This is a genomic window from Streptomyces iconiensis (assembly GCF_028657195.3).
In the GTDB taxonomy this organism is placed as follows: Bacteria; Actinomycetota; Actinomycetes; order Streptomycetales; family Streptomycetaceae; genus Streptomyces; species Streptomyces iconiensis.
On the sequence record NZ_JANCPR020000064.1, the window covers coordinates 23,676 to 46,304 of the forward strand.

The following is a 22,629-nucleotide window of genomic DNA, read 5'->3' on the forward strand; positions in this document are numbered from 1 at the left end:
AACTCGCTTGAGTCACCAGTCGGCCGAGTCACCAGCCCGGCCGAGTCACCAGCCCGACTGAGTCACCGACCCGCCCGAGTCCCCGACCCGCTTCAGTTCCCGGCCCCCGCTTGAGGCAGCGCTTGAGACGGCGCTCGACACAGCAAGGAGTGTGAGATGTCACCGTTGGAGCGCGCCGTCAACAGGGTCGCCGGCGGGGCCCTGTTGGCCGAGCAGGCGTACGAGGAGCTGAAGGGCTCCATCCTCGCCAACCGCCTCCGGCCCGGCGACGCGCTCTCCGTCCCGGAGCTGGCCCGCCAGATGGGGATCAGCCGCAGCCCCGTACGCGAGGCCGTGCAGCGCCTCATCCACGACGGTCTCGCCACCCACGTCGTCCACAGGGGAGCCGAGGTGAGCACCGTCGACGTGGAGGACATCCGCCAGCTCTACACCGTCCGCGAGGTCATGGAGGGCCTCGCGGCACGCCTCGCGACCGAGCGGCTCGACGCCACCCGCATCGGCGAACTGCGCGCCCTGCTCGCCGAGCACGAGCGCGTGCTCGCCGCCGACGACAGCGAACAGGCGCATGTCGAGATGGACATGGCATACCACCGGCTCATCCGCGAGGTCGCGGGCAACCCGCATCTGACGGCCGCGCTCGACACCATCCAGGGCAAGGCGCATCTCGCGCTCCACGCGCTGTGGCGCAGTCCCGAGGCGCCGCGGCTGGCGCTGGAGGAGCATCGGCGGATCTTCGCCGCGATGACCTCGGGCGACCCCGAGGCGGCGGACCGCGCGGCGCGCGAGCACATCGCGCGGCTGCGGGTCCGGCTGTCGCAGACCGTCGCCTCGGGGCCGGACCCCTCGGGGCCCGGTGCCGGGGTTCGGCCTGTGGGTTAGTGCGGGCGGGGCGGGGCGGGGCGGGGCCGGCCAGCGTGTCGGGTGGGGGGTGCCCCTGACGGTGCGTCGCGGGCCTCGGGCTCGTCGTGGCCGGGCGCGCAGTTCCTCGCACCCCTGGTGGCCAGGCCCCGCCAGCGTGTCGGGTCCGGGGTGCCCCTGACGGTGCGTCGCGGGCCTCGGGCTCGTCGCGGCCGGGCGCGCAGTTCCCCGCGCCCCTGGTGGCCGGGGCCCGGCGCGAACCGGAATACCGATCCTCCCCGAGAAGGGAAGTGAACATGAGCACCACGACCACAGCGGCCCCGCACGCCACAGGTGTGGGGACCAGCGCTCAACGCCCGGACGGGCGGCTGAAGGTGCGTGGCGAGTTCGCCTATGCCTCGGATCTGGAGGACGAGGGGATGGTGTGGGGCGCCACGCTCCGCAGCCCGCATCCCTCGGCCCGCATCGTGGCGGTGGACATCGCACCTGCGCTGGCCCTGCCCGGCGTGGTCACGGTGCTCACGCACGAGGACGTGCCCGGGCAGCCGCTGTACGGCATGAAGGTCGCGGACCAGCCGGTGCTGGCCCGGGACGAGGTGCGGTATCAGGGCGAGCCGGTCGCGCTCGTGGCGGCCGACCATCCGGAGACAGCGCGCCGGGCACTGAAGCTGATCCGCGTCGTGTACGAGGAGACCCCGCCGGTCACGGAAGCGGAGGCGGCGCTCGCCGCCGGGCAGGTGGTGCGGCACATCCGTATCCGGCACGGCGACCCGGACAGCGCATCGGCCCGGGCACAGGACGGGGCACGTGAGGGGGCGCCGGCTCTGGTCGTGGTGTCGGGCGAGTACGAGGTCGGCATGCAGGACCAGGCGTTCCTCGGGCCCGAGGCGGGGCTGGCGCGGCCCGCGGAGGACGGCGGCGTGGAGGCGTACGTCTCCACGCAGTGGCTGCACGACGACCAGCGGCAGATGGCGGCCTGCCTCGGACTGCCGCTGGAGAAGGTGCGGTTGACGCTGTCGGGGGTGGGCGGCGCCTTCGGCGGGCGCGAGGACGTGTCGGTGCAGATCCACGCGGCGATACTGGCGCTGCGTACGGGCCGTCCGGTGAAGATGTCCTACGGGCGGGAGGAGTCCTTCTACGGGCATGTGCACCGGCACCCCGCGCGGATCCGGCTGGAGCACGGCGCTACGGCCGACGGGCGGCTCGTGTTCGTGCGGGCGCGGCTGCTGTTCGACGGCGGTGCCTACACCTCCACCTCGCAGGTGGTCATCGCCAACGGCAGTTACTTCGCGGCCGGCGCCTACGAGGTGCCGCACGTCGCCATCGACGGGTACGCGGTGCACACCAACAACCCGCCGTGCGGCGCGATGCGGGGCTTCGGCGCCGTGCAGTCCTGCTACGCCGTCGAGTCCAACCTCGACAAGCTCGCGCGTGCGCTGCGCGTGGACCCCGCCGAGCTGCGGATACGGAACGCGATGACGACGGGCACCGTCCTGCCGACGGGGCAGGCCGTCGACGGGCCCGCGCCCGCTGCCGAGCTGATACGGCGCCTGCGCGAGCGCCCGCTGCCCGCGCAGGCCGAGGCGGGCGACGCCTTCGCGATACCGGGCGGCCTCGGCAACACCTCGCACGGCGAGGGCATACGGCGCGGCGTGGGCTACGCGATCGGCGTCAAGGCCATCGGCTTCTCCGGTGGTGTCGACGACCGTTCGACGGCCCGGGTGCGGCTCTCCCTGGCAGCGGGCGAGCCGGTCGCCGAGATCCGGACGGCAGCAGCCGAGTGCGGCCAGGGCATCGTCACCGTGCAGGAGCAGATCGCGCGGACGGAACTGGGTGTCGAGCATGTCGTCGTCCTGCCCGCCACCACCTCCGTGGGCGACACCGGCTCCTCCTCGGCCTCCCGCATCACCTGGATGAGCGGCGGCGCCGTCAAGGGCGCCTGCGAGGCCGTACGCGAGAGACTGCGCGCCGAACGCGGCGAGGGCCCCCTGGGCAAGCTGCTCGAAGCCGGCCCGGTGGAGGCCGGGTTCGAGTACGCGCACCGGCGCACCTTTCCCGTCGACCCCGAGCGCGGCCAGGGGGACGCGCACATCGCCTTCGCCTTCGCCGCGCACCGCGCTGTGGTGGACGTCGACGTCGAACTGGGCCTGGTCAAGGTGGTCGAGCTGGCCACGGCGCAGGATGTCGGCAAAGCGATGAATCCCCTGGCCGTCGAAGGCCAGATCGAGGGCGGCAGCGCACAGGGCCTCGGCCTCGCACTGATGGAGGAACTGCGGCTGGAGAAGGGGCGGTTGCGCAACCCGTCCTTCACCGACTACCTCATCCCCACGATCGCCGACATGCCCTCGGTCCCCATCGACCTCCTCGAACTCCCCCACCCCGACTCGCCTTACGGCCTGAACGGAGTGGGCGAGCCACCGACCCTGTCCTCCACGCCGGCCATCGCCAACGCCCTGCGCGACGCGACAGGGCTGGAGTTGGCCAGGGTCCCGGTACGTCCCGACGACCTCGTCACCGGCACAGCAACCGGCACAGAAAGGACAGCACCGTGATCATCGACACCCATATGCACCCCACCAACAAGGTGGACCAGGCGTGGCGGCACAGCGGCAGCCCGTTCACCGGCGAGCGGACGCTCGACATGATGGACGGCCCCTACATGATCAACGGGAAGCCGCGCCGCATCGACTACGGCTGCATCATGCCGCCGCCCGGGAACAGCGTGTGGCAGGAGGGCATGCGCACAGGGCGCGAGGGGATCCGCGACTACATGGCGTACATCACCGAACTGGTGCAGCGCTATCCGGACCGGTTCATCGGCAACTTCATGTACAACCCGCGCTTCGGGCCCGAGAACGGCGCGAAGGAGCTGGAGTTCCACGTCAAGGAATACGGCTACAAGATGGTCAAGCTGCATGCCAACATGCACGCCTACCGTCCCGACCGTGCCCTGGACTGGCTGCGCCCCGTGCTGCGGGTCTGCGACGAACTGGGCCTCGTGGTCCTCATCCACACCGGCGACGGCCCGTACTCGATCCCGACGCAGTTCTATCCGATCATCCGGGAGTTCAAGGACGTCAACTTCATCCTGGCGCACTTCGGCGTACAGACGGGCGGGGTCTACTGCTTCGAGGCGCTCTACATGATCCTCGACTCCCCCAACGTCTACGGCGAGTCCGGCTGGCTGCTCCAGTCCCGGATCGTGGAGTTCGCACAGCAGATGGAGAAGCACCAGCTCGTCTTCGGCACCGACTCCCCGCCCAACGAGCCCGGCATGTGGGCACGCGAGCTGGAGGTGCTGTGCGGACCGCCGCCGCAGGGCATGCACCTGTCCGAGGAGCACCTGGAGGGGTACCTGGGCAACAACATGGCCAAGCTGCTCGGCCTCAAGCCCACTCCCCCGCCGCGTGACGAGGAGGAGTCCCAGCTGCGGCTGACGGACACCTACGCGACGCTCGACCCGGCGAAGGCCGCGGCGCGCACGTGACCCACCGAGGGGGCGGGCACTCCCCCGCCCCCTCGTCCCCGGTCACGGCTCGTCCCCCTTCACCGCTCATCCCTCTTCGCCGCTCTCCCCCCTCACCCCTCGCCCCTACGCGCGGAAGTGGACGCCCCGTATGCAGCGCGACGGCACCGTCTCCCAGGATCTGCGGGACTTTCTCAGCGACTATCCGGAACGCCACCCCGACGACGTACTCACCGTCAAGGAGCGCATCGAGGGCCAGGACGTCGCGGCCCTCGCCCTCGAACTGGAGGCGCGTGGACGCTCCGAGATGCTGGTGTGCCCCGACATCGCGGGCCTGGACACCACCCTGGTCACCAACGTGTTCGCCTCGCGCCCGCGCGTCGCCCGCCTCCTGGGCGCGCCGGCGTCCGCACTGCACGACGCCTACCAGGCGGCAGCCGCACGCGCGGTCGAGCCCGAAGTGGTGCCGGCAGGGCCCGTGTTCGACCGCATCGCCGAGGGCGACGAGGTGGATCTGACGCGGCTCCCGCTGATCCGCCACTTCGCCTCCGACCGGGCGCCGTACATCACCAGCGGCATCATCACCGCCGAGGCACCGGCCTACGCGCCCGCTGGACGCGCCGGGAACCTCAGCTACCACCGCGCCATGGTGCACACCCCCACCGAACTGGCCACGAGCCTGCACTCGCGCGGGCACCTGTGGCAGCTGCTGCGTATGGCCGAGGAGCGCGGCGAGGCGCTCCCCGTCGCCATGGTCATCGGCGCGCACCCGCTCTTCCTGCTGGCCGCCTCGGCCAGGGTGGGCCCCGGAACGGACGAACGGACCCTCGCCGGCGGCCTGTTCGGCGCTCCGCTGCGCGTGGTGCGTACGCCGCGGCACGGGATACGGGTGCCGGCGAGCGCCGAGATCGTGCTGGAGGGCGAGATCGTGCCGGGGCGCAGGGCGGAGGAGGGGCCCTTCGGGGAGTTCTCCGGCTACTCCTCCGACCGTTCGACCAACAACGTACTGACCGTGCGCACCGTGCTGCGCCGGTGCGACGCGCTGCTGCTGGACGTGGTGGGCGGCAACACGGCCGAGCACCTCAACCTGGCCCGTATCCCCCGCGAGTCCGAGATGGCGGCGAAGCTGAAGGAGCGCTTCCCCGAGGTGGTCGCCTTGCACTATCCGACGTCGGGCACGCACTTCCACGCGTATGTCGCGCTGCGCCACAGCCGTCCTGGCCAGGCGCGGCAGATCATGCTGGGGCTGCTGGGCTGGGACCCGTACCTCAAGACGGTCGTCGCGGTGGACGAGGACGTGGACCTCGCCCGCGACGAGGAGGTGCTGTGGGCGGTGGCGGCCCACCTCCAGCCGCACCGGGACGTGTTCGTCGTCGACGGGCTTCCCGGCAGCCCGCTCGACCCGTCCTCCTCGGCCGACGGAACCACCTCCCGGATGGCCCTCGACGCCACCAGGAGCCCCGACTTCGACGGCACCCGTATCCGGATCGACCCGTCGAGCACGCGGACGGCCCGCCGCCTGCTCGACGGGAGGTGAGGACCTCGGGCCGAGCGGCCGACGGGCCGTCGTAGGACTGGGCGAAGCGCTCGACGAAGTCCGGTGCGCCCGAAGGGGCGCGGGGAACTGCGCGACCGGCCACGGAGGACCGGCAGCCGCACGGATTCCGCGAGGGGCACAACCGTGCAGCGCTGCGCGCCCAACAGCGGAGCGCTATGCGCCCATCATGTGCACGCCGCCGTCGACGTGGACGATCTCGCCCGTGGTGCGCGGGAAGAAGTCCGACAGCAGCGCGACGACGCCGCGGCCGACGGGGTCCGGGTCGTCCAGCTGCCAGCCGATGGGAGCGCGGTGGTTCCACACGTCGGCCAGCTCCTCGAAGCCCGGAATGGACTTGGCCGCCATGGACTTGATGGGCCCGGCCGCGATGAGGTTGCTGCGGATGCCCTTCTTACCCAGGTCACGGGCGAGGTAGCGGCTGGTGGACTCCAGCGCGGCCTTGGCGACGCCCATCCAGTCGTACTTCGGCCAGGCGGTCTGCGCGTCGAAGGTGAGGCCGACGACGGAGCTGCCGGCCGGCATCATCGGCAGGCAGGCCATGGTCAGCGACTTCAGCGAGTAGGCGGAGACATGCAGGGCCGTGGAGACGTCCTCCCAGTCGGCCTCAAGGAAGTTGAAGACGCCCTGCGGGCCGAAGGCGATCGAGTGCACGACGCCGTCGATCTGTGCGTCGGCGCCCCAGTGCGCGCGTACGTTGTCGGCCAGCGTGTCCAGGTGCTCCTGGTTGCTGACGTCCAGCTCGATCACGGGCGCGGGCTCGGGCAGCCGCTTGGCGATGCGCTCGACCAGGGAGAGCCGGCCGAAGCCGGTGAGGATGACCTCGGCGCCCTGCTCCTGGGCGACCTTCGCGGCGTGGAAGGCCATCGACCCGTCGGTGATGACACCGGTGACGAGGATGCGCTTGCCGGCGAGGATTCCGCTCATTTTCAGTGACCCATGCCCAATCCGCCGTCGACAGGAATGACGGCTCCAGTGATGTACGCGGCCTCGTCGGACGCCAGGAATCGCACCGAGGAGGCGACCTCCTCGGGCCGCGCGTAGCGGCCCAGCGGAACCTGCTTGACGATGTCGGCGCGCTGCTCGTCGGTGAGCACGCGGGTCATGTCGGTGTCGACGAAGCCGGGTGCGACGACGTTGCAGGTGATGTTGCGGGAGCCCAGCTCGCGCGAGAGCGAGCGGGCGAAGCCCACCAGGCCCGCCTTGGAAGCGGCGTAGTTGGCCTGTCCGGCCTGGCCCATCAGCCCGACGACCGAGGAGATCAGCACGATGCGTCCCTTGCGGGCGCGGAGCATGGCGCGCGAGGCGCGCTTGACCACCCGGTAGGTGCCGGTGAGGTTGGTGTCCACGACCGAGGTGAAGTCCTCCTCGGACATGCGCAGCAGAAGCTGGTCGCGGGTGATCCCGGCGTTGGCGACGAGCACCTCGACGGCGCCCTGCTTCTCCTCGACCTCCTTGTAGGCCCGCTCCACCTGCTCCGGGTCGGTGATGTCGCACTTGACGCCGAAGAGGCCCTCCGGCGGCTCGCCGGAGCGGTAGGTGACGGCGACGTTGTCGCCCCCCTCGGCGAAGGCGCGGGCGATGGCGAGGCCGATGCCGCGGTTACCTCCGGTGACGAGCACTGAGCGGCTCAAGGTGTGACCACCCTTTCTGCTTCTGATGTTGCCGTGCTTGCTGTGCTTGTGTGCGCTGCGTCTTGTGCGCTGTGCGTCTTGTGTGCTGTGCGTGTTGTGTGCTGTGCGTGTTGTGCTTGTGTGCTGTGCGTGCTCGGGTCGCTGTCCGTCGCAAAGAGAACCTATCCGGCGACCGTCACGTGAGGGGAATCGGGCACGGACAGGGGCCCGCGCGGGGACCTGTGGGATCCCTACAGAATTCGGGGGTACGACTTCCCTGTGGCCACCGCACTGGACGAGACGTTCACCGCCCTGCCGCTGCGCCCGCTCGCCGACGCGGCCCTCTCCCGCGCCCTGGCGCTGGGTGCCTCGCACGCGGACTTCCGGCTGGAGAAGGTGCGCAGGTCGGCGCTGGAACTCCGGGACGCGCGCACCTCGGGCGCCGCTGACACCACGGACTCCGGCTTCGCCGTGCGGGTGGTGCTGGACGGCGCGTGGGGGTTCGCCTCCGGCGTCGACCTGCTGCCGCGGGAGGCGGCCCGGGTCGCGGAACGGGCGGTGGAGATGGCACTGCTGACGGCCTCGGTACGGGTACGGGGCGCGGGCGTGCACGGCGGCGCCCGCGTGGAGCTGGCAGCTGAGCCCGTGCACGGGGAGCGGGAGTGGGTGTCGGCGTATGTGACCGATCCGTTCGAGGTGCCGGACGACGAGAAGGCCGCGCTGCTGGCCCGCTGGAGCAGACGGCTGCTGACGGCTCCCGGCGTCGCACACGTGGACGCGGGAGTACGGGCCGTACGGGAGTGCAAGTTCTACGCCGACACGGCGGGAACCGTCACCACGCAGCAGCGGGTGCGCATCCAGCCGCTGCTTACCGCCGTCGCGCTGGGCGGCCCCGGCGGCTTCGACACCATGCGCACCCTGGCGCCGCCCACCGCGCGCGGCTGGGAGTACCTGTCGGGCGCCTCCGCCGCCACGGGCTGGGACTGGGAGGCGGAGCTGGAGCGGATGCCGGGGCTGCTGGAGGAGAAGCTGCGGGCGCCGTCCGTCCAGCCGGGAACGTACGACCTGGTGGTGGATCCCTCCAATCTCTGGCTCACCATCCATGAGTCGGTCGGCCACGCGACGGAGCTGGACAGGGCCCTGGGCCACGAGGCGGCGTACGCGGGCACCTCGTTCGCGACGCCCGACCTGCTGGGCACACTGCGCTACGGCTCGGAGGCGATGCGGGTGACGGGCGACCGCACGTCGCCGCACGGTCTGGCGACGACGGGTTACGACGACGAGGGCGTCGAGGCGCAGTCCTGGGACCTGGTACGGGACGGTGTGCTGGTCGGCTACCAACTCGACCGGCGCACCGCGCGGCTCGCGGGCGACGGCAGGTCGAACGGCTGCGCCTTCGCCGACTCCCCCGGGCACGCGCCGATGCAGCGGATGGCGAACGTCTCGCTGGCACCCGCGCCCGCGGGGCCCTCTACCAGGGAGCTGATCGCCGGGGTGGAGCGCGGCATCTATGTGGTCGGGGACAGGTCATGGTCGATCGACCAGCAAAGGTTCAACTTCCAGTTCACGGCCCAGCGCTTCTTCCGGATCGAAAACGGCAGGCTCGCCGGGCAGTTGCGCGACGTGGCGTACCAGGCGACGACCACGGACTTCTGGAACTCGCTGGAGGCGGTGGGCGGCCCCGGTACGTACGTGGTGGGCGGTTCGTTCGTCTGCGGCAAGGGACAGCCGGGACAGCTCGCCGCCGTCTCGCACGGCTGTCCCTCCGCGCTCTTCCGCGGCGTGAACGTGCTCAACACCACACGGGAGGCGGGCCGATGAGCGGACGCGTAAGTGCCGGGAGACCGCACGAGACCGTGGAGCGGGCACTCGCGCTCTCCAGGACCGACGGCTGCGTGGTGATCGCCGACGAGCGCTCCTGCGTCCATCTGCGCTGGGCAGGCAACGAGCTGACGACCAACGGGTTCACGCACGGGCGCACCCTCACCGTCGTCGCCGTCGCGGGCTCGGCACAGGGGGCCGCCTCGGGCGTCGTCTCCCGGGACGGGGTGACGGAGGAGGAACTGGAGCCGCTGGTACGGGCCGCCGAGGCGGCGGCACGTGCGGCGGGCCCGGCTGAGGACGCGATGCCACTGGTCGAGGGGGCGCCCTTGGCCCCGGACTTCACGCAGCCGCCCGCCAGGACCTCGCCCGCGGTCTTCGCGGGCCTCGCCCCCGCGCTGGGCGAGGCGTTCGCGCGGGCCCGTGCGGGCGGGCGGACGCTGTACGGCTTCGCGCGGCACCGTACGGTCTCCAGCTATCTGGGCACCTCGGCCGGGCTGCGGCTGCGGCACGACCAGCCGGAAGGCACCCTCACGCTCAACGCCAAGTCGCCCGCGCTGGGCGCCTCGTCCTGGGCGGCCCGGGCCACACGGGACTTCACAGACCTGGGCCCCGCCGAGCTGAGCGAGCTGGAGGCCGAGCTGGCGGTACGGCTGAGCTGGGCGCGGCGCCGCGTCGAACTGCCCGCCGGGCGCTACGAGACACTGCTGCCCCCGACGTCCGTCGCCGATCTGCTCGTCTACCAGATGTGGTCGGCCTCGGCGCGGGAGGCCGCCGAGGGACGTACGGCGTTCAGTGCGGCGGCCGGTGGCACCCGCGTCGGCGAGCGGCTGTCGGAGCTGCCACTGTCGCTGCGCAGCGACCCGTACGCGCCTGGCCTGGAGACGGCGCCGTTCCTGCTCGCGTACTCCTCCGGCGGGCAGGCGCCGAGCGCGGGCGGACCCGGCAGTGCGCCCGCCTCCGTGTTCGACAACGGGCTGCCCCTCTCCCCCACGGACTGGATCAGGGACGGCGTCCTGTCCCGGCTGCGCGCCTCCCGGCACGACGCGGCCCTGACGGGGCTGCCGCCGGCGCCGGCCGCGGGGAACCTGCTGCTGGAGTGCGCTGCGGGAGGCCGCCCCGCGCGGTCGCTGGAGGAGATGATGGCGGGCACGGAGCGCGGCCTGCTGCTGACGTCGCTGTGGTACCTCCGCGAGGTCGACCCGGCGACGCTGCTGCTGACCGGGCTCACCAGGGACGGTGTCCATGTGGTCGAGGGCGGCGAGGTGACGGGCACGGTCAACAACTTCCGCTTCAACGAGTCCCCGCTCGGCCTGCTCTCGCGCGCCACGGAGGCGGGCCGCACGGAACGCACGCTCGCGCGCGAGTGGGCGGAGTGGTTCCCCCACACCGCGATGCCCGCGCTGCGGGTGCCCGACTTCCACATGAGTTCGGTCAGCCGGGGCGTCTAGTACTCCAGCAGGGGTTCACGGGCCATCCGCTCCGCCCGGCAAAGGGCTCGCCAATGCCGAATCAGGGGAACCCGGGCGCCTCGGCGGGAAGTCCGACGGACCGGGCCACCTCCAGCATCCGCTTGTCGTACGTGACAAGCGCGTCCAGAGCCTCTCCAACGAGCTGAGCGCTGGCCACATGAACAGCGTCCAGTGTCCGCACCCCGCAGGGCAGTAGCGCGGCAGCGTCCCGCACCTCGTCCGTGAGCAGGATCTCCGTGAAGTCCGCGACCAGATCCTGCATCAGCGTGGGGTAACTGCCGAACCGGTCGAGGGTCCGCACCGTCTCCACGAATCCCAGCGTGCTGGTGGCCATGGGGACGGCGGGTTGAGCTGCGAGGTACTCCCTCAGTTCGGGCACATACTGACGACCGGAGATCAGGGTGACGATTGCCGACGAGTCCAGGTAGATCACCGGGGGTCTTCCTCCCGCTCAGCGAGCAGCGCCCCGAGGGGGTCCGCGTCCTCGGGCAGTTCCAGCCAGGGCAACCGGGCAAGGTCGGAGACGGTCGCGGCCTTGAGACGGATCTGTCCCCGGGCCACCAGCGGCGCATACCGCTCGGAAGCACCAGAACCGGGCAGCAGTATGGCGATGACATTGCCGTGCCGTGTCACCTGGACCGCTTCGCCTTTTTCGACCCGCGCGAAGACGGCACTGGGGTTGTAGGAGAACTCTCGGACCGAGATCGTGCTCACCGGGTTCGCCACCTTCCACCGCTACATTGTTCCTATACTAAGGGCATTGTACCTACATCGCAGAGCGGCTCGTCTCACGCGTCCGCAGCATCACATCCGCCAGTTCCCCGATCCGGTCGCGCAGATCAGGGACGGGCAGCGCCGGGTCGAGAAGGTGCCGGTGCAGCCGCACCCGTTTCCCCTCCACGGGGATCTCCACCGGGAGCGTGCCGCCCGCGGCGTAGATCAGGTGTCCGTCCGGGACACCGAGTCGGAGGCAGTAGGCAAGCATCTGGTACAGGGCGCCCCCGGGAGAGACGCGCTGATCCCCTCAAGGCGCGCGGCGAGCCCGAGCAGCTCAGCAGTGATCGACGGTTCAGCGGTTCAGCGACCCGACAGGCGCGAGGAGTTGGGCCCCACACAATTCGCCGACCAGACAACGGACCTGCTTCCCCACGGGTGTACGGGTGACGGCCCACCCCGGCGCGAGGAGGTCCATCAGCGGGAGCCCCCGGCCGGATTCAGCCTCGGGATCGTCGAGCCGGACGCCCGTCCGGTGCGGGAACTGGTCTCCCCGAGGGTCGTGCAGCCGGAGGTGGACGCCCTGTGCTGCCACCTCCACCTCGGCGACCAGCGGCACGTAATCGCCCCCGGCGCGGAGCGCGTTGGTGTACAGCTCGGAGAGGACGAGCTGCGCGTTGGCCTGGATTTCGGTCCCCACGCTCGCTTCCCGCAACGTGGCGGTCGTCTGCGCCCGGACGGCACGGAGATTGCGGGGCGACGCGCTCATGTGCAGCACGAAGCCGGCGGGAGTGTGAGCGAAGTACCAGCCGAGGGCGGCGGTTGGGGTGTTGGCGGGGGCGAGGGTCATGTGGACTCCACGATTGGCGGCGACCAACTCCTGTGTTCCTGACTGCCTTGAGCCTGGCGGACCGCATCGAGGAATAGCAAGTTTTCTACCCAACTCGGAGAACATTCACCCTCACGGGTTACTTGCTACCGGGAACCGAAGTGCCAGACTGCGCGCATGCCAAATTCCCCTCTGGCTCCCACGATTCGACGCCGCCGTTTGGGCTCGACGCTCCGCAAGCTCCGCAATGACGTCGGCCTCACCCTGGACGACGCAGCCGAGGCCATGGGCTGGAAGGGCCCGAAGCTCTCGAAGATCGAAACTGCCACACAGGCCATCCGCCCGAACGATCTCGCCGAACTCCTCACGGTCTACAAGGTGTCCGACCCCGGCATCCGAGCCGCCCTGGAGGGTCTGCGGAAGGACGCGAACAAGAAAGGCTGGTGGCAGACCTACTCGGGAATCGTGCTGCCAAGCTACGCGGACTACATCTCCCTGGAGTCCGACGCGACGCAAGTCTGCGTATGGACACCGCTCCTCGTGCCGGGCCTCCTGCAAACGGCTGCCTACGCGCGGGAAACCATCGCCGGGATCACAACGACTCGGAGCCCGGAGGAAGTTGCCGCACTGGCGGAGGTCCGGATCGCACGGCAGTCCGTTCTCACCCGCCCCGGTAACCCGCTGGAACTCTGGGCCATCATCCACGAGGCAGCCTTGCACCAGCGTTTCCCGGCTCGTCCGCACACGATGCGGGAGCAGCTACGGCGCCTGTTGGACGCTTCGGAGATGCCCAACGTGACGATTCAGATCATGCCGCTGGGCTCAACCGCGCACCCCGGCCTGGAGGGTGGCTTCGGCCTGGCCAGGTTCTCGCAGCCGATGCCGGACCTCGTGCACCTGGAGAACGCGAGCGGAGCAACCTACGTTGAGGGGGAAGACGCAGCTCCGTTCGTGAGAGCGTACGAGCGAATCCGAGCGGCGGCCCTGTCCGTAGAGGATTCGGTCGTACGCATCACCGAGTTGGAAGAGGGCCTCAGAAAGTGAATCATCCCAAGGCGGACCTGTACGCCCACGACCTGTCCGGCGCTCGTTGGCGCAAGTCGTCAGCCAGTGGTGCGGAGCATGACTGCGTAGAGGTCGCCGAGCTCCCCGAGGGCGGACGGGCGGTCCGCGACTCGAAGAACCCCGAGCGCGCACCCCTCCGCTTCACCGCGAGCGAGTGGGCGGCATTCCGTGCCGGTGTGATCGAGGGCGAGCTCTGACCCGCCCATGAACGACCGGCGGCCGTCCGCTCCCGCAACGAGGCGAGAGCGGACGGCCACCGTGCCGGTAGTCGCCTCCATCTGATCGAGTACGGGTTGACCCGCTCCTCAGCGCCGTCGTCGGCGACCGTCCGGACAGGTTCGGGCCGCTCTCACACCGTCCAGCCGATGACCTCACTGCGCCCACCAGCGGGTCTCGGGGGAAGCCGGGGCCCCGGCCACCGTGGTCGGGCATAGAATCCAGGGACCATTTCCCGACCACTCCACCCAGGACAGTGACGTGACACGCCTCGGCGACTCCGTACAGCGCGCCAGCGACCTGCTGGCACAGGACCTCTCCTCCGACAAGACCGTCGAGCGGCTGCTCGCGGAGACGGGGTCGCGGCGCTATCTGGACCTGAGCGATCTCCCGGCCAAGGAGCAGGCCGCGCTGATCGGGGCGCGTACGGTCGACCTGCTGCCCTCGGAGGAGAAGCTCGCCGAGCGCATCGAGGAGCGCGCTGCCGAAGGCAAGGGCCTGCACATCAAGCTGGGCATCGACCCGACGGCCGCCGATGTGCACCTGGGCCACGCGGTCCCTGTGATCATCCTGAGCCGCTTCCAGCGCATGGGCCACGACGTCACGCTGATCATCGGTGACTTCACGGCCGGGATCGGCGACCCCTCGGGCCGTACGGCGGAGCGCCCGCCGCTCACCGAGGAGGACATCGCCAGGAACCTGTCCGGCTACCAGGAACAGGTCCGGCCCTTCTTCGACTTCGAGAAGGTCCGCTTCGTCAACAACAGCCAGTGGCTCGCGCCGTTCACGCTGCCGCAGCTGCTGAGCCTGCTCACGCAGGTGCCGGTCTCCTCGCTGCTCCAGCGCGACGACTTCCGTAACCGCCTGTCGGAGGGCTCGGGGCTGACGATGTCCGAGCTGCTCTACCCGATCGCCCAGGCCCTGGACTCCGCCGAGCTGGCCTGCGACGTGGAGATCGGGGGCATGGACCAGCTGCTCAACCTCCAGATGGGGCGCAGGGTGATGGAGGCGTACGGGCAGCAGCCGCAGCTCGTCGTCACCATGCCGCTGGTCGAGGGCACCGACGGCTCGGGCGCCAAGATGTCCAAGTCCAAGGGGAATTACGTCGGTCTGTCCAGCAGCTCCGAGGAAGTCTTCGGCAAGATCATGTCGATCCCCGACCGGCTGATGGTGCCCTACCTGCGCGCGTGGACCGAGTGGACGGACGCCGAGATCGAGGCCGCCACGGCCCGCGTCGAGGCCGGTTCGCTGCACCCGATGGACCTGAAGAAGATCCTCGCGGGCGAGGTCGTCGCCGCACTGCACGGCACCGAGGCCGCGATGGCGGCGCGCGCCGGATTCGTGGCGCAGTTCTCCAAGAAGTCCTTCTCGGACGTGGAGACGCTGCCTTCCGTCGACGCCGCCGAGCACGGCGAGGAGGGCATCGCAGCCGTGCTGACCAAGGTGCTGGAGTTCACTCCGAGCGCTTCGGCCGCCCGCAGGATCGCCAAGCAGAACGGGCTGCGCCTCATCATCGAACGCGAGGGCGGGGAACAGGTCACCGTGCTGCTCCCGGAGGCCGAGGCGCTGCGCCCGCTCGCCGAGGTCGTCCGCGAGAAGGTGGCGGCCGAGGCGGGGGACGCCGGCACCGTGTACCTGAAGGCGGGCCGCAAGGTCGCGGAGATCCGCGGCATCTGAGGCCCCGCCCCACGCCTCACCGAGTGCCGCCTCGCGGCTTTTCCGCCCGGCCCGCACCCGGCGATTTCGCGTGGCCTACGCCCGGCGGCGGACTCCCAGGAGCCGTGCCGGGCGTAGGCCGTGTGGTCCCCTCCGGGTGGCGCCCCGGTCTCGAAGGCGGCGCAGTCGGGGCGTACGGTGGTGAAGGCCGGGTCCTCGTGTACGGGTCCACGCGGAACGGCACACGGAGCAGGTGGTGGAACGTGATGCGGAAGCAGGGGCAGTCGGAGGTTTTCCGGATCACCGGAGCCCGGCAGGGTCTCCAGGAGGATGTGCGGGGCAGACAGCGCCGCTATGTCATCTCCATGCTGATCCGCACGCTCGCGTTCCTGCTGACCGTGGTGTTGTGGAATGTGGAGCGCCCGCTGGCCATTGTGACGCTGGTGCTCGGTGCGCTCCTTCCGTACGTCGCCGTGGTGATCGCCAACGCGGGCCGCGAGAACGCGCCTTCGCTGCCGTCGACGGTGCTCCCCGGCCCCCCGCGTCCCGCGCTGGACACGGCGGAAGCAGCCGGGGAAGCGACCCGGAACGTCCCTAACGAGCCTTCCAGCGACCGCAGTTGATCTGGGTCTTCGCACAAAGCTCAAGAAAAGCTCAGATCAATCATGCGGTTCCGGTGCACTGCGCAGGGTCGCGCATGCCATACTTCAGATGCGCTCCGCATCCCCCGTCGGAGCGATGGACCGACGCCGGGCGGCTCCCCCCGTGGCTGCCCGGCGTCGTTTAATGTCCGCGTCATGTGGCGCCCGGGGGCTGTTGGATGATGGAGGAATGATCTCCTCAGCCTCGCCCTCCGACGAGGGCCCCCGCTCCCCCACCGATCCGCCCGCCGAAGCACCGATCTGCTCGGCCAAGGGCTGCCGTGCCCCCGCCGTGTGGGTGCTGGCCTGGAACAACCCGAAGCTGCACACCCCGGACCGCCGCAAGACCTGGCTCGCCTGCGAGGAGCACCGCGAGTACCTGTCCAACTTCCTGAACATGCGCGGCTTCCTCAAGGACACCGTGCCGCTCGCCGAGTGGGAGTCAGCCTCCGATGGCTGACATCGGCCGCTGAGGCTGCACGAAGGACGGGTCGTCGATCCCGGCGCCGGCCTTCTTGCCCCACATCGCCTTGCGCCAGCTGTCGGCGATCTCGGCGTCCTCGGCCCCCGCACGCATCGCACCGCGCAGGTCCGACTCCTCCGTCGCGAACAGGCAGGTGCGCACCTGCCCGTCGGCCGTCAGCCTCGTACGGTCGCACGCGCGGCAGAAGGGGCGGGTGACCGAGGCGATGACGCCCACGCGCTGCGGGCCGCCGTCGACCAGCCAGCGCTCGGCCGGCGCCGAACCGCGCTCGTCCTCGCCCTCGGCCGTGAGCGTGAAGCGGGTGCGCAGCGACTGGAGGATGTCCCCCGCCGTGATCATGCCGTCGCGCTGCCAGCCGTGCTGCGCGTCGAGCGGCATCTGCTCGATGAAGCGCAGTTCGTAGTCCTCTTCGAGGGCCCAGGCGAGCAGATCGGGCGCCTCCTGGTCGTTGAACCCCGGCATCAGGACCGCGTTGACCTTCACGGGCGTCAGGCCCGCCTCGCGCGCGGCGGCGAGGCCGCGCAGCACGTCGGCGTGGCGCTTGCGGCGCGTCATCCGCTGGAACGTCTCGGCGCTGAGCGTGTCCAGCGAGACGTTGACCCTGTCGAGTCCCGCGTCCCGCAGCGCCGCTGCCGTGCGCTCCAGGCCGATGCCGTTCGTGGTGAGCGACATCCTCGGGCGCGGCTCCAGCTCGGCGCAGCGGGCGACGATACCGGTCAGGCCCGGCCGCAGCAGGGGCTCACCTCCGGTGAAGCGGACCTCGGTGACGCCCAGCTCGGTCACCGCGATCCGCACCAGCCTGACAATCTCGTCGTCGGTGAGCAGCTCCGGTTTGGCCAGCCACTGGAGGCCCTCCTCCGGCATGCAGTACGTGCAGCGCAGGTTGCAGCGGTCGGTCAGCGAAACGCGCAGGTCTGTGGCGACCCGGCCATAGGTGTCGAGCAGCATGCTGACGGCCCCTCCCAGTTGCGTGATCTGCTTCGAAGCGTAGGCCACGCCACTGACATCCGACAGTTCGGCAAGGTCACACCGTGGCCGCCCCTGCGGAGCCGATGGCTCCGCAGGGGCGGCGGGTGTGTTGCGGGAGGGTCGTCGGGGTGCGTCAGTGCGCTCCCGTTCCGGTCATGGACCGGACCTCCAGCTCGGCGTACTTCTTGCCGCCCGCGCCCTCGTCCTTGGAGACGAGCGAGCCGATCCAGCCCAGCAGGAAGCCCAGCGGGATGGAGATGAGGCCCGGGTTCTCCAGCGGGAACCACGCGAAGTCGACGTCGGGGAACATCGAGGTCTCCTTGCCGGTGACGACCGGCGAGAAGAAGACCAGCAGCACGGAGGAGATGAGCCCTCCGTAGATGGACCACAGGGCGCCGCCGGTGGTGAACCGCTTCCAGAACAGGCTGTACAGGAGCGTGGGCAGGTTCGCCGACGCGGCCACGGCGAAGGCCAGCGCCACGAGTCCCGCGACGTTCAGCTTGCCCGCGAAGATGCCCAGGCCGATGGCCACGCCGCCGATGATGATGGCCGATACGCGCGCGGCCTTGACCTCCTCCTTCTCCGTCGCCTTGCCCCTGCGGATGACGTTGGCGTACAGGTCGTGCGCGAAGGACGACGAGGCGGCGAGGGTGAGCCCCGCGACGACGGCGAGGATGGTGGCGAAGGCGACAGCGGAGATCATCGCCAGCAGGAAGGCGCCTCCGGCCGAGTCGGGGCCGCCGCCGATCGCCTGGGCGAGCAGCGGGGCCGCTGTGTTGCCCGCCGCGTTGGAGTCGGTGATGGTCTTCGAGCTGAGCAGGGCAGCGGCGCCGAAGCCGAGCGCGATCGTCATCAGGTAGAAGACACCGATGATGCCGATGGCCCAGTTGACCGACTTCCGGGCCGCCTTGGCGGTCGGCACGGTGTAGAAGCGGATCAGGATGTGCGGCAGTCCGGCAGTGCCGAGCACGAGCGCGATGCCCAGCGAGATGAAGTCGATCTTCGAGGTGGTGGACACGCCGTACTTGAGCCCGGGCTCCAGGAACGACTTGCCCTTCCCGCTGTTCTCGGCCGCGGCGCCGAGTAGCGAGGAGAGGTTGTAGTTGAACTTGTGGAACACCAGGACGGTGATGACCAGGGTGCCGCCGATGAGCAGACACGCCTTGATCATCTGGACCCAGGTGGTGCCCTTCATCCCGCCGATGGTCACGTAGAGGATCATCACGATGCCGACGAAGACCACGATCAGGTTCTTGCCCGCCTCGCCCGTGATACCGAGCAGCAGCGCGACGAGCGCACCGGCTCCGACCATCTGGGCCAGCAGGTAGAAGATCGAGACGACGATGGTGGAGACACCGGCGGCCGTACGCACGGGGCGCTGCCGCATGCGGTACGCGAGCACGTCGCCCATGGTGTAGCGGCCGGAGTTGCGCAGCGGCTCGGCGACCAGGAGCAGGGCGACCAGCCAGGCGACCAGGAAGCCGATGGAGTAGAGGAATCCGTCGTATCCGGCGAGCGCGATGGCACCCGCGATGCCCAGGAAGGACGCGGCCGACATGTAGTCACCGGAGATGGCGAGCCCGTTCTGGAACCCGGTGAAGGACCGCCCGCCGGCGTAGTAGTCGGTGGCGTCCTTGGTTCTGCGTCCCGCCCAGATGGTGATCGCGAGCGTCGCGACGACGAAGACGGCGAACAGCGAGATGATCAACGGCCGGTGCTGGGTGGCGCCTTCGGCCGCCAACTGGGTCGCCGGCGCAGCGAGCTGATGGGTGAGGCTCATGCGTCGCGCTCCTCGCTGCCGGTGCTGTCCGTGCCCTGCCTGCGGCTGTTCTCGCCCTCAAGGCGGGTCTTGAGCGCCTCGGCCTTCGGGTCGAGCTTCAGGGCAGCGAAGCGCGAGTACCACCACGCGATGAGGAAGGTGCTCAGGAACTGCGCGAGCCCGAAGACGAGGGCGACGTTGATGTGCCCGACGACCTGCATCTCCATGAACCCGCCCGCGTAGTTCGAGAGCAGCACATAGAGCAGGTACCAGACGATGAACGCGACGGTGAGCGGGAAGACGAACGAGCGGTAGCTGCGCCGCAGTTCACCGAACTCGGCGCTCTGCTGCACGTCCGTGTAGTCCCGGGGACCCGGCGGGCCGGAACTCGCGTGCTCTGGGGCGGTGTCCACAGTGTCTCCAGACGGAACGGGATGGTGAGGGGAGCGCAGATGTGACGGAGGTCTCCCCGGCCCTACGGTGCGCGCATCGTAGATCGTCGCCAGGCGCGACAACAGGGGTCGGCAGTTGAATCCCGGAATACTTGTCCTCCCGGTGCACACCCTTCGGACTTTCTCCATCAATCCATTGCAGTTTCCTGCCTCACAGAGATAACTTCCGTCGTCTGTGGACAAGTTCAGACGACATGGAGACCCCATGGATTCAAGACCTTCCAGACGGCGGCGCGCTTTGGCAGTGCCGCTGGGGCTGGTTCTGACCGCGTCACTCGGCCTTGCCGGTGCCGCGGCGGCGAACGCTCAGGACTCGCCGGCACCCAAGACGAAGGCCGGTGAGAAGCTCAGCTACGTCGTCAACACCGAAACCGACCCCGGTACCGTCAAACGGGTCAAGAACGAGATACGCAAGGCTGACGGCAAAGTCGTCAGCGCGTACAAGAAAATAGGCGTGATCGTCGCACACTCCGCGAACCCGGAGTTCGGCGAGACGCTCCGCGCGGTCAGGGGAGTGGATTCGGCGGGTGCCACCCGCACCGCACCGCTCAAGGCCGCGACCACCACAGAGGTGGGCAAGCCCGTCTTCGTCAACGAGCCCAAGGCCGCGAAGATCGCCAAGGCACAGGCCAAGGGCGAGGAGCCGCTGGAGTCCCTCCAGTGGGACAAGCGGGCCATCAAGGCCGACAAGGCCGCGAAGATCGATGAGGGCAGCAAGAACGTCACCGTCGGCGTCATCGACACCGGCGTGGACGACACGCACCCGGACCTGAAGCCCAACTTCTCGGCGAAGCAGTCGGCGAACTGCGTCGGCGGCAAGGCCGACACCTCGAGGGGCGCCTGGCGCCCGTACAACGCCGACGAGGACTACCACGGCACGCACGTGGCGGGCATCATCGCCGCACCGCGCAACGGCGTGGGTGTCGCGGGTGCCGCACCGGGCGTGAAGGTCTCCTCCATCAAGGTGAGCGAGCCCGACACCTCGCTCTTCTACAGCGAGGCCGTCGTCTGCGCGATGGTCTACGCGGCCGACCACGGCGTCGACGTCACCAACAACAGCTATTACACCGACCCGTGGCTCTACAACTGCGACGACCAGGTCGACCAGAAGGCCATAGCTGACGCGGTCGGCCGTGCGGTGAAGTACGCCGAGCGCAAGGGCGTCACCACGGTCGCCTCCGCGGGCAACTCCTCGCAGGACCACGCGTCGTCCTCGATCGTCGACCAGACGAGCCCGAACGACACGACGCCGGTCAAGCGCACCATCAACCCCGCGGCCTGCCCGGACGTGCCGACGATGCTCCCGGGTGCGACCTCCGTCGCCTCCACGGGCCCTGAGAACCTGAAGTCCTACTTCTCCAACTACGGTCTGAACCAGATCGACGTCACGGCCCCCGGCGGTGACCGCAGGTACCAGACCCCGGACGAGCCCGCCAAGGACGGTGGCGTCCTGTCCACCATGCCGGGCGGCGACTACGCCTACCTCCAGGGCACCTCGATGGCCGGCCCGCAGGTCGCCGGCGTCGCAGCGCTCATCAAGAGCAACCACCCCAAGGCCACGGCACAGGAGATCGCCTGGCGCCTGAAGGCGCAGGCGCAGACCACGCCGTGCCCCGACAACTACGACCCTGACGGCAAGGGCACCTACGCCGCCAAGTGCACGGGCGTGAAGGGCAACAACAGCTTCAACGGCCACGGCATCGTGGACGCGCTCGCCGCCGTCACCAAGTGACGTCGCTCCGTGACACGGACACCCGTGTCACGGAGTTGAGCTGAGGGAGGGGCCGGACCGCGCAGGCGGCTCGGCCCCTTCCGCGTGTTCCGGGCGGGCCGCGTGTTCCGGGCGGGCGGCCCGCGGGACTTCCGCCCGCTCCCCCTGCGCCGCTTCCCCGCGTACGGCTTCCCCGCGTACGGCTCCCGCCAGGCGCTCCGGCTTCCAGCCCGGGCCCCTGAAGACGCGGCCCGCGCGCTCGCGCCAGTCCTCGGCGGCGCGGAGGTCCCGCGCGATCGACGCGTACTCGTGCGTGGCAACGCGCAGCGGGTTGAACGTGCCGATGTTCTTGGTGAGTCCGAAGACGCACGGCTCCGTCTCCGGAACGAACGAGCCGAACATCCGGTCCCAGACGATCAGAATCCCGCCAAAGTTACGGTCGAGATAGTCGCCCTGCGATGCGTGGTGAACCCTGTGGTGCGAGGGCGTGTTGAAGACGAACTCGATGGGCCGCGGCAGTTTTCCGATCCGTTCGGTGTGGATCCAGAACTGATAGACCAGGTTCGCCGAGGAACAGAAAGCGAGCGCCGCCGGGTGCACGCCGAGCGCGATCATCGGCACGTAGAACGGCCACACGGTCCAGGTCGTCCACGGCTGGCGCAGCGCGGTCGTGAAGTTGAACTTCTTGCTCGAATGGTGCACCACGTGGCACGCCCACAGGACGCGGATGACGTGGTGCCCTCTGTGCGACCAGTAGTAGAAGAAATCCTGCGCGAGCAGCATCAGTGGAAGGGTCCACCACAGGATCGGTACGCGCAGTGGTGTCAGTTCGTAGACGGCCGCGTACAGCGCGACGATCGGTATCTTCCACAGCGCGTCGAACACGAGGCTCCCGAGACCCATCGCGATGCTGGTCGCGGCGTCCTTGGTCTCGTACCCCGCGGAATCGTCGTCGGGGCGCAGCCTGTAGCTCACCATCTCGACGAGGGTGAGCAGTATGAAGGCGGGGATCGACCAGAGCACTACGTCTGGCAGGCTAGACGGCATGTCAGCAACGTAGTTGCCCTTCGCGGGCCTGCGCTAGATGTGGTTACCGCCGGGTATCCAGGGCCTCGCCCCGCTGTCCCCCTTCCCTCTTCGGGGCTGCGCCCCGTGCCCCCTGTTGTTGTTCCTGTGATTTGAAGCCAGTTTCCGTTCACTATGGGGGCTTCGCCCCCTGTCCCCCGTTGGCCTCGCCGGCCGGGCGTCGGGGGGCTCCTCCCCCAGACTCCGTCCGGGGGGACCCCCACCCGGCAATCCCCCCGCCAAAAGGGGCTCCGCCCCCTCTGGACTCCCCCGCCCGTATCCG

At 69.8% G+C, this 22,629-nt stretch carries 22 protein-coding genes; 12 read left to right on the plus strand and 10 right to left on the minus strand.

The genetic code is table 11. The annotated features are described in order from the left end of the window. Positions 1-156: 156 nt before the first annotated feature. The 4 genes from NMN56_RS38435 to NMN56_RS38450 all read left to right on the plus strand — a co-directional run bounded on the left by NMN56_RS38435 (position 157) and on the right by NMN56_RS38450 (position 5,861). Positions 157-879, plus strand: coding sequence for a GntR family transcriptional regulator (locus NMN56_RS38435; protein ID WP_274044582.1), 723 nt, complete (start codon positions 157-159; stop codon positions 877-879). A gap of 275 nt (positions 880-1,154) precedes the next feature. Then, positions 1,155-3,410 (plus strand): molybdopterin cofactor-binding domain-containing protein, encoded by a 2,256-nt coding sequence (locus NMN56_RS38440; protein ID WP_274044583.1) that lies wholly within the window; start codon positions 1,155-1,157, stop codon positions 3,408-3,410. Beyond that, entirely contained in the window at positions 3,407-4,345 is a 939-nt protein-coding gene (locus NMN56_RS38445) for an amidohydrolase family protein (protein WP_274044584.1), read from the plus strand. The genes NMN56_RS38440 and NMN56_RS38445 overlap by 4 nt, the downstream gene beginning before the upstream one ends. Before the next feature lie 130 nt (positions 4,346-4,475). Beyond that, on the plus strand, positions 4,476-5,861 hold the full coding sequence (locus NMN56_RS38450; RefSeq protein ID WP_274044585.1) for a UbiD family decarboxylase: 1,386 nt from the start codon (positions 4,476-4,478) through the stop codon (positions 5,859-5,861). Between the two features lie 174 nt (positions 5,862-6,035). Here NMN56_RS38450 and fabI read toward each other — a convergent pair whose 3' ends face one another. Together fabI and fabG are read right to left on the minus strand one after the other, a co-directional pair. After that, positions 6,036-6,806 carry an enoyl-ACP reductase FabI gene (gene fabI / locus NMN56_RS38455; RefSeq protein WP_274044586.1) on the minus strand — a complete coding sequence of 257 codons (771 nt, stop codon included), beginning with the start codon at positions 6,804-6,806 and terminating at the stop codon, positions 6,036-6,038. A 2-nt stretch (positions 6,807-6,808) separates the two neighbouring features. Further along, entirely contained in the window at positions 6,809-7,513 is a 705-nt protein-coding gene (gene fabG, locus NMN56_RS38460; RefSeq protein WP_274044587.1) for a 3-oxoacyl-[acyl-carrier-protein] reductase, read from the minus strand. 258 nt (positions 7,514-7,771) lie between these two features. Here fabG and NMN56_RS38465 point away from each other — a divergent pair, with 258 nt between their 5' ends. Both NMN56_RS38465 and NMN56_RS38470 read left to right on the plus strand, forming a co-directional pair. Next, positions 7,772-9,313 carry a TldD/PmbA family protein gene (locus NMN56_RS38465; RefSeq protein ID WP_274044589.1) on the plus strand — a complete coding sequence of 514 codons (1,542 nt, stop codon included), beginning with the start codon at positions 7,772-7,774 and terminating at the stop codon, positions 9,311-9,313. Then, positions 9,310-10,764 carry a metallopeptidase TldD-related protein gene (locus NMN56_RS38470; RefSeq protein WP_274044590.1) on the plus strand — a complete coding sequence of 485 codons (1,455 nt, stop codon included), beginning with the start codon at positions 9,310-9,312 and terminating at the stop codon, positions 10,762-10,764. The genes NMN56_RS38465 and NMN56_RS38470 overlap by 4 nt, the downstream gene beginning before the upstream one ends. 61 nt (positions 10,765-10,825) lie before the next feature. Here NMN56_RS38470 and NMN56_RS38475 read toward each other — a convergent pair whose 3' ends face one another. The 4 genes from NMN56_RS38475 to NMN56_RS38490 form a co-directional block, all read right to left on the minus strand. After that, positions 10,826-11,218: a type II toxin-antitoxin system VapC family toxin gene (locus NMN56_RS38475; RefSeq protein WP_274044591.1), complete on the minus strand. Its 393-nt coding sequence runs from the start codon at positions 11,216-11,218 to the stop codon at positions 10,826-10,828. After that, positions 11,215-11,499 (minus strand): type II toxin-antitoxin system Phd/YefM family antitoxin, encoded by a 285-nt coding sequence (locus tag NMN56_RS38480; protein WP_274044592.1) that lies wholly within the window; start codon positions 11,497-11,499, stop codon positions 11,215-11,217. Before NMN56_RS38480 ends, NMN56_RS38475 begins: the two co-directional genes overlap by 4 nt. A 52-nt stretch (positions 11,500-11,551) precedes the next feature. Further along, positions 11,552-11,770 (minus strand): hypothetical protein, encoded by a 219-nt coding sequence (locus tag NMN56_RS38485; RefSeq protein WP_274044593.1) that lies wholly within the window; start codon positions 11,768-11,770, stop codon positions 11,552-11,554. An 84-nt stretch (positions 11,771-11,854) separates the two neighbouring features. Further along, a complete protein-coding gene (locus tag NMN56_RS38490; protein WP_274044594.1) occupies positions 11,855-12,349 on the minus strand; it encodes an ATP-binding protein in 495 nt (164 codons plus the stop codon). A 156-nt stretch (positions 12,350-12,505) separates the two neighbouring features. Between NMN56_RS38490 and NMN56_RS38495 the strand changes: the two genes are divergently transcribed. From NMN56_RS38495 to NMN56_RS38515, 5 genes are all read left to right on the plus strand, one after another. Then, positions 12,506-13,372, plus strand: coding sequence for a helix-turn-helix domain-containing protein (locus NMN56_RS38495; protein WP_274044595.1), 867 nt, complete (start codon positions 12,506-12,508; stop codon positions 13,370-13,372). Further along, complete coding sequence (locus NMN56_RS38500; RefSeq protein WP_274044596.1) at positions 13,369-13,590, plus strand: DUF397 domain-containing protein; 222 nt, start codon at positions 13,369-13,371, stop codon at positions 13,588-13,590. Before NMN56_RS38495 ends, NMN56_RS38500 begins: the two co-directional genes overlap by 4 nt. A 280-nt stretch (positions 13,591-13,870) precedes the next feature. Next, the gene (gene tyrS / locus NMN56_RS38505; RefSeq protein ID WP_274044597.1) at positions 13,871-15,286 is read left to right on the plus strand and encodes a tyrosine--tRNA ligase; all 1,416 of its coding nucleotides are present in this window, start codon (positions 13,871-13,873) and stop codon (positions 15,284-15,286) included. 245 nt (positions 15,287-15,531) lie between these two features. After that, a complete protein-coding gene (locus NMN56_RS38510; protein WP_274044789.1) occupies positions 15,532-15,888 on the plus strand; it encodes a DUF3099 domain-containing protein in 357 nt (118 codons plus the stop codon). 208 nt (positions 15,889-16,096) lie between these two features. Further along, complete coding sequence (locus NMN56_RS38515; protein WP_274044598.1) at positions 16,097-16,366, plus strand: hypothetical protein; 270 nt, start codon at positions 16,097-16,099, stop codon at positions 16,364-16,366. Here the strand turns inward: NMN56_RS38515 and moaA are convergent. From moaA to NMN56_RS38530, 3 genes are all read right to left on the minus strand, one after another. Continuing rightward, the gene (gene moaA / locus NMN56_RS38520) at positions 16,349-17,338 is read right to left on the minus strand and encodes a GTP 3',8-cyclase MoaA (protein ID WP_274044790.1); all 990 of its coding nucleotides are present in this window, start codon (positions 17,336-17,338) and stop codon (positions 16,349-16,351) included. The two genes, NMN56_RS38515 and moaA, sit on opposite strands and share 18 nt — an antisense overlap. A 154-nt stretch (positions 17,339-17,492) precedes the next feature. Next, positions 17,493-19,139, minus strand: a complete 1,647-nt coding sequence (locus NMN56_RS38525) for a solute symporter family protein (RefSeq protein WP_274044599.1) — start codon at positions 19,137-19,139, stop codon at positions 17,493-17,495. Next, the gene (locus tag NMN56_RS38530) at positions 19,136-19,531 is read right to left on the minus strand and encodes a DUF485 domain-containing protein (RefSeq protein WP_274044600.1); all 396 of its coding nucleotides are present in this window, start codon (positions 19,529-19,531) and stop codon (positions 19,136-19,138) included. Before NMN56_RS38530 ends, NMN56_RS38525 begins: the two co-directional genes overlap by 4 nt. A 244-nt stretch (positions 19,532-19,775) precedes the next feature. On the opposite strand from NMN56_RS38530, the gene NMN56_RS38535 reads away from it, so the two are divergent. After that, positions 19,776-21,302: a S8 family peptidase gene (locus NMN56_RS38535; protein ID WP_274044601.1), complete on the plus strand. Its 1,527-nt coding sequence runs from the start codon at positions 19,776-19,778 to the stop codon at positions 21,300-21,302. 27 nt (positions 21,303-21,329) lie between these two features. Here NMN56_RS38535 and NMN56_RS38540 read toward each other — a convergent pair whose 3' ends face one another. Continuing rightward, on the minus strand, positions 21,330-22,328 hold the full coding sequence (locus NMN56_RS38540) for a sterol desaturase family protein (RefSeq protein WP_274044602.1): 999 nt from the start codon (positions 22,326-22,328) through the stop codon (positions 21,330-21,332). Between the last annotated feature and the right edge of the window lie 301 nt (positions 22,329-22,629).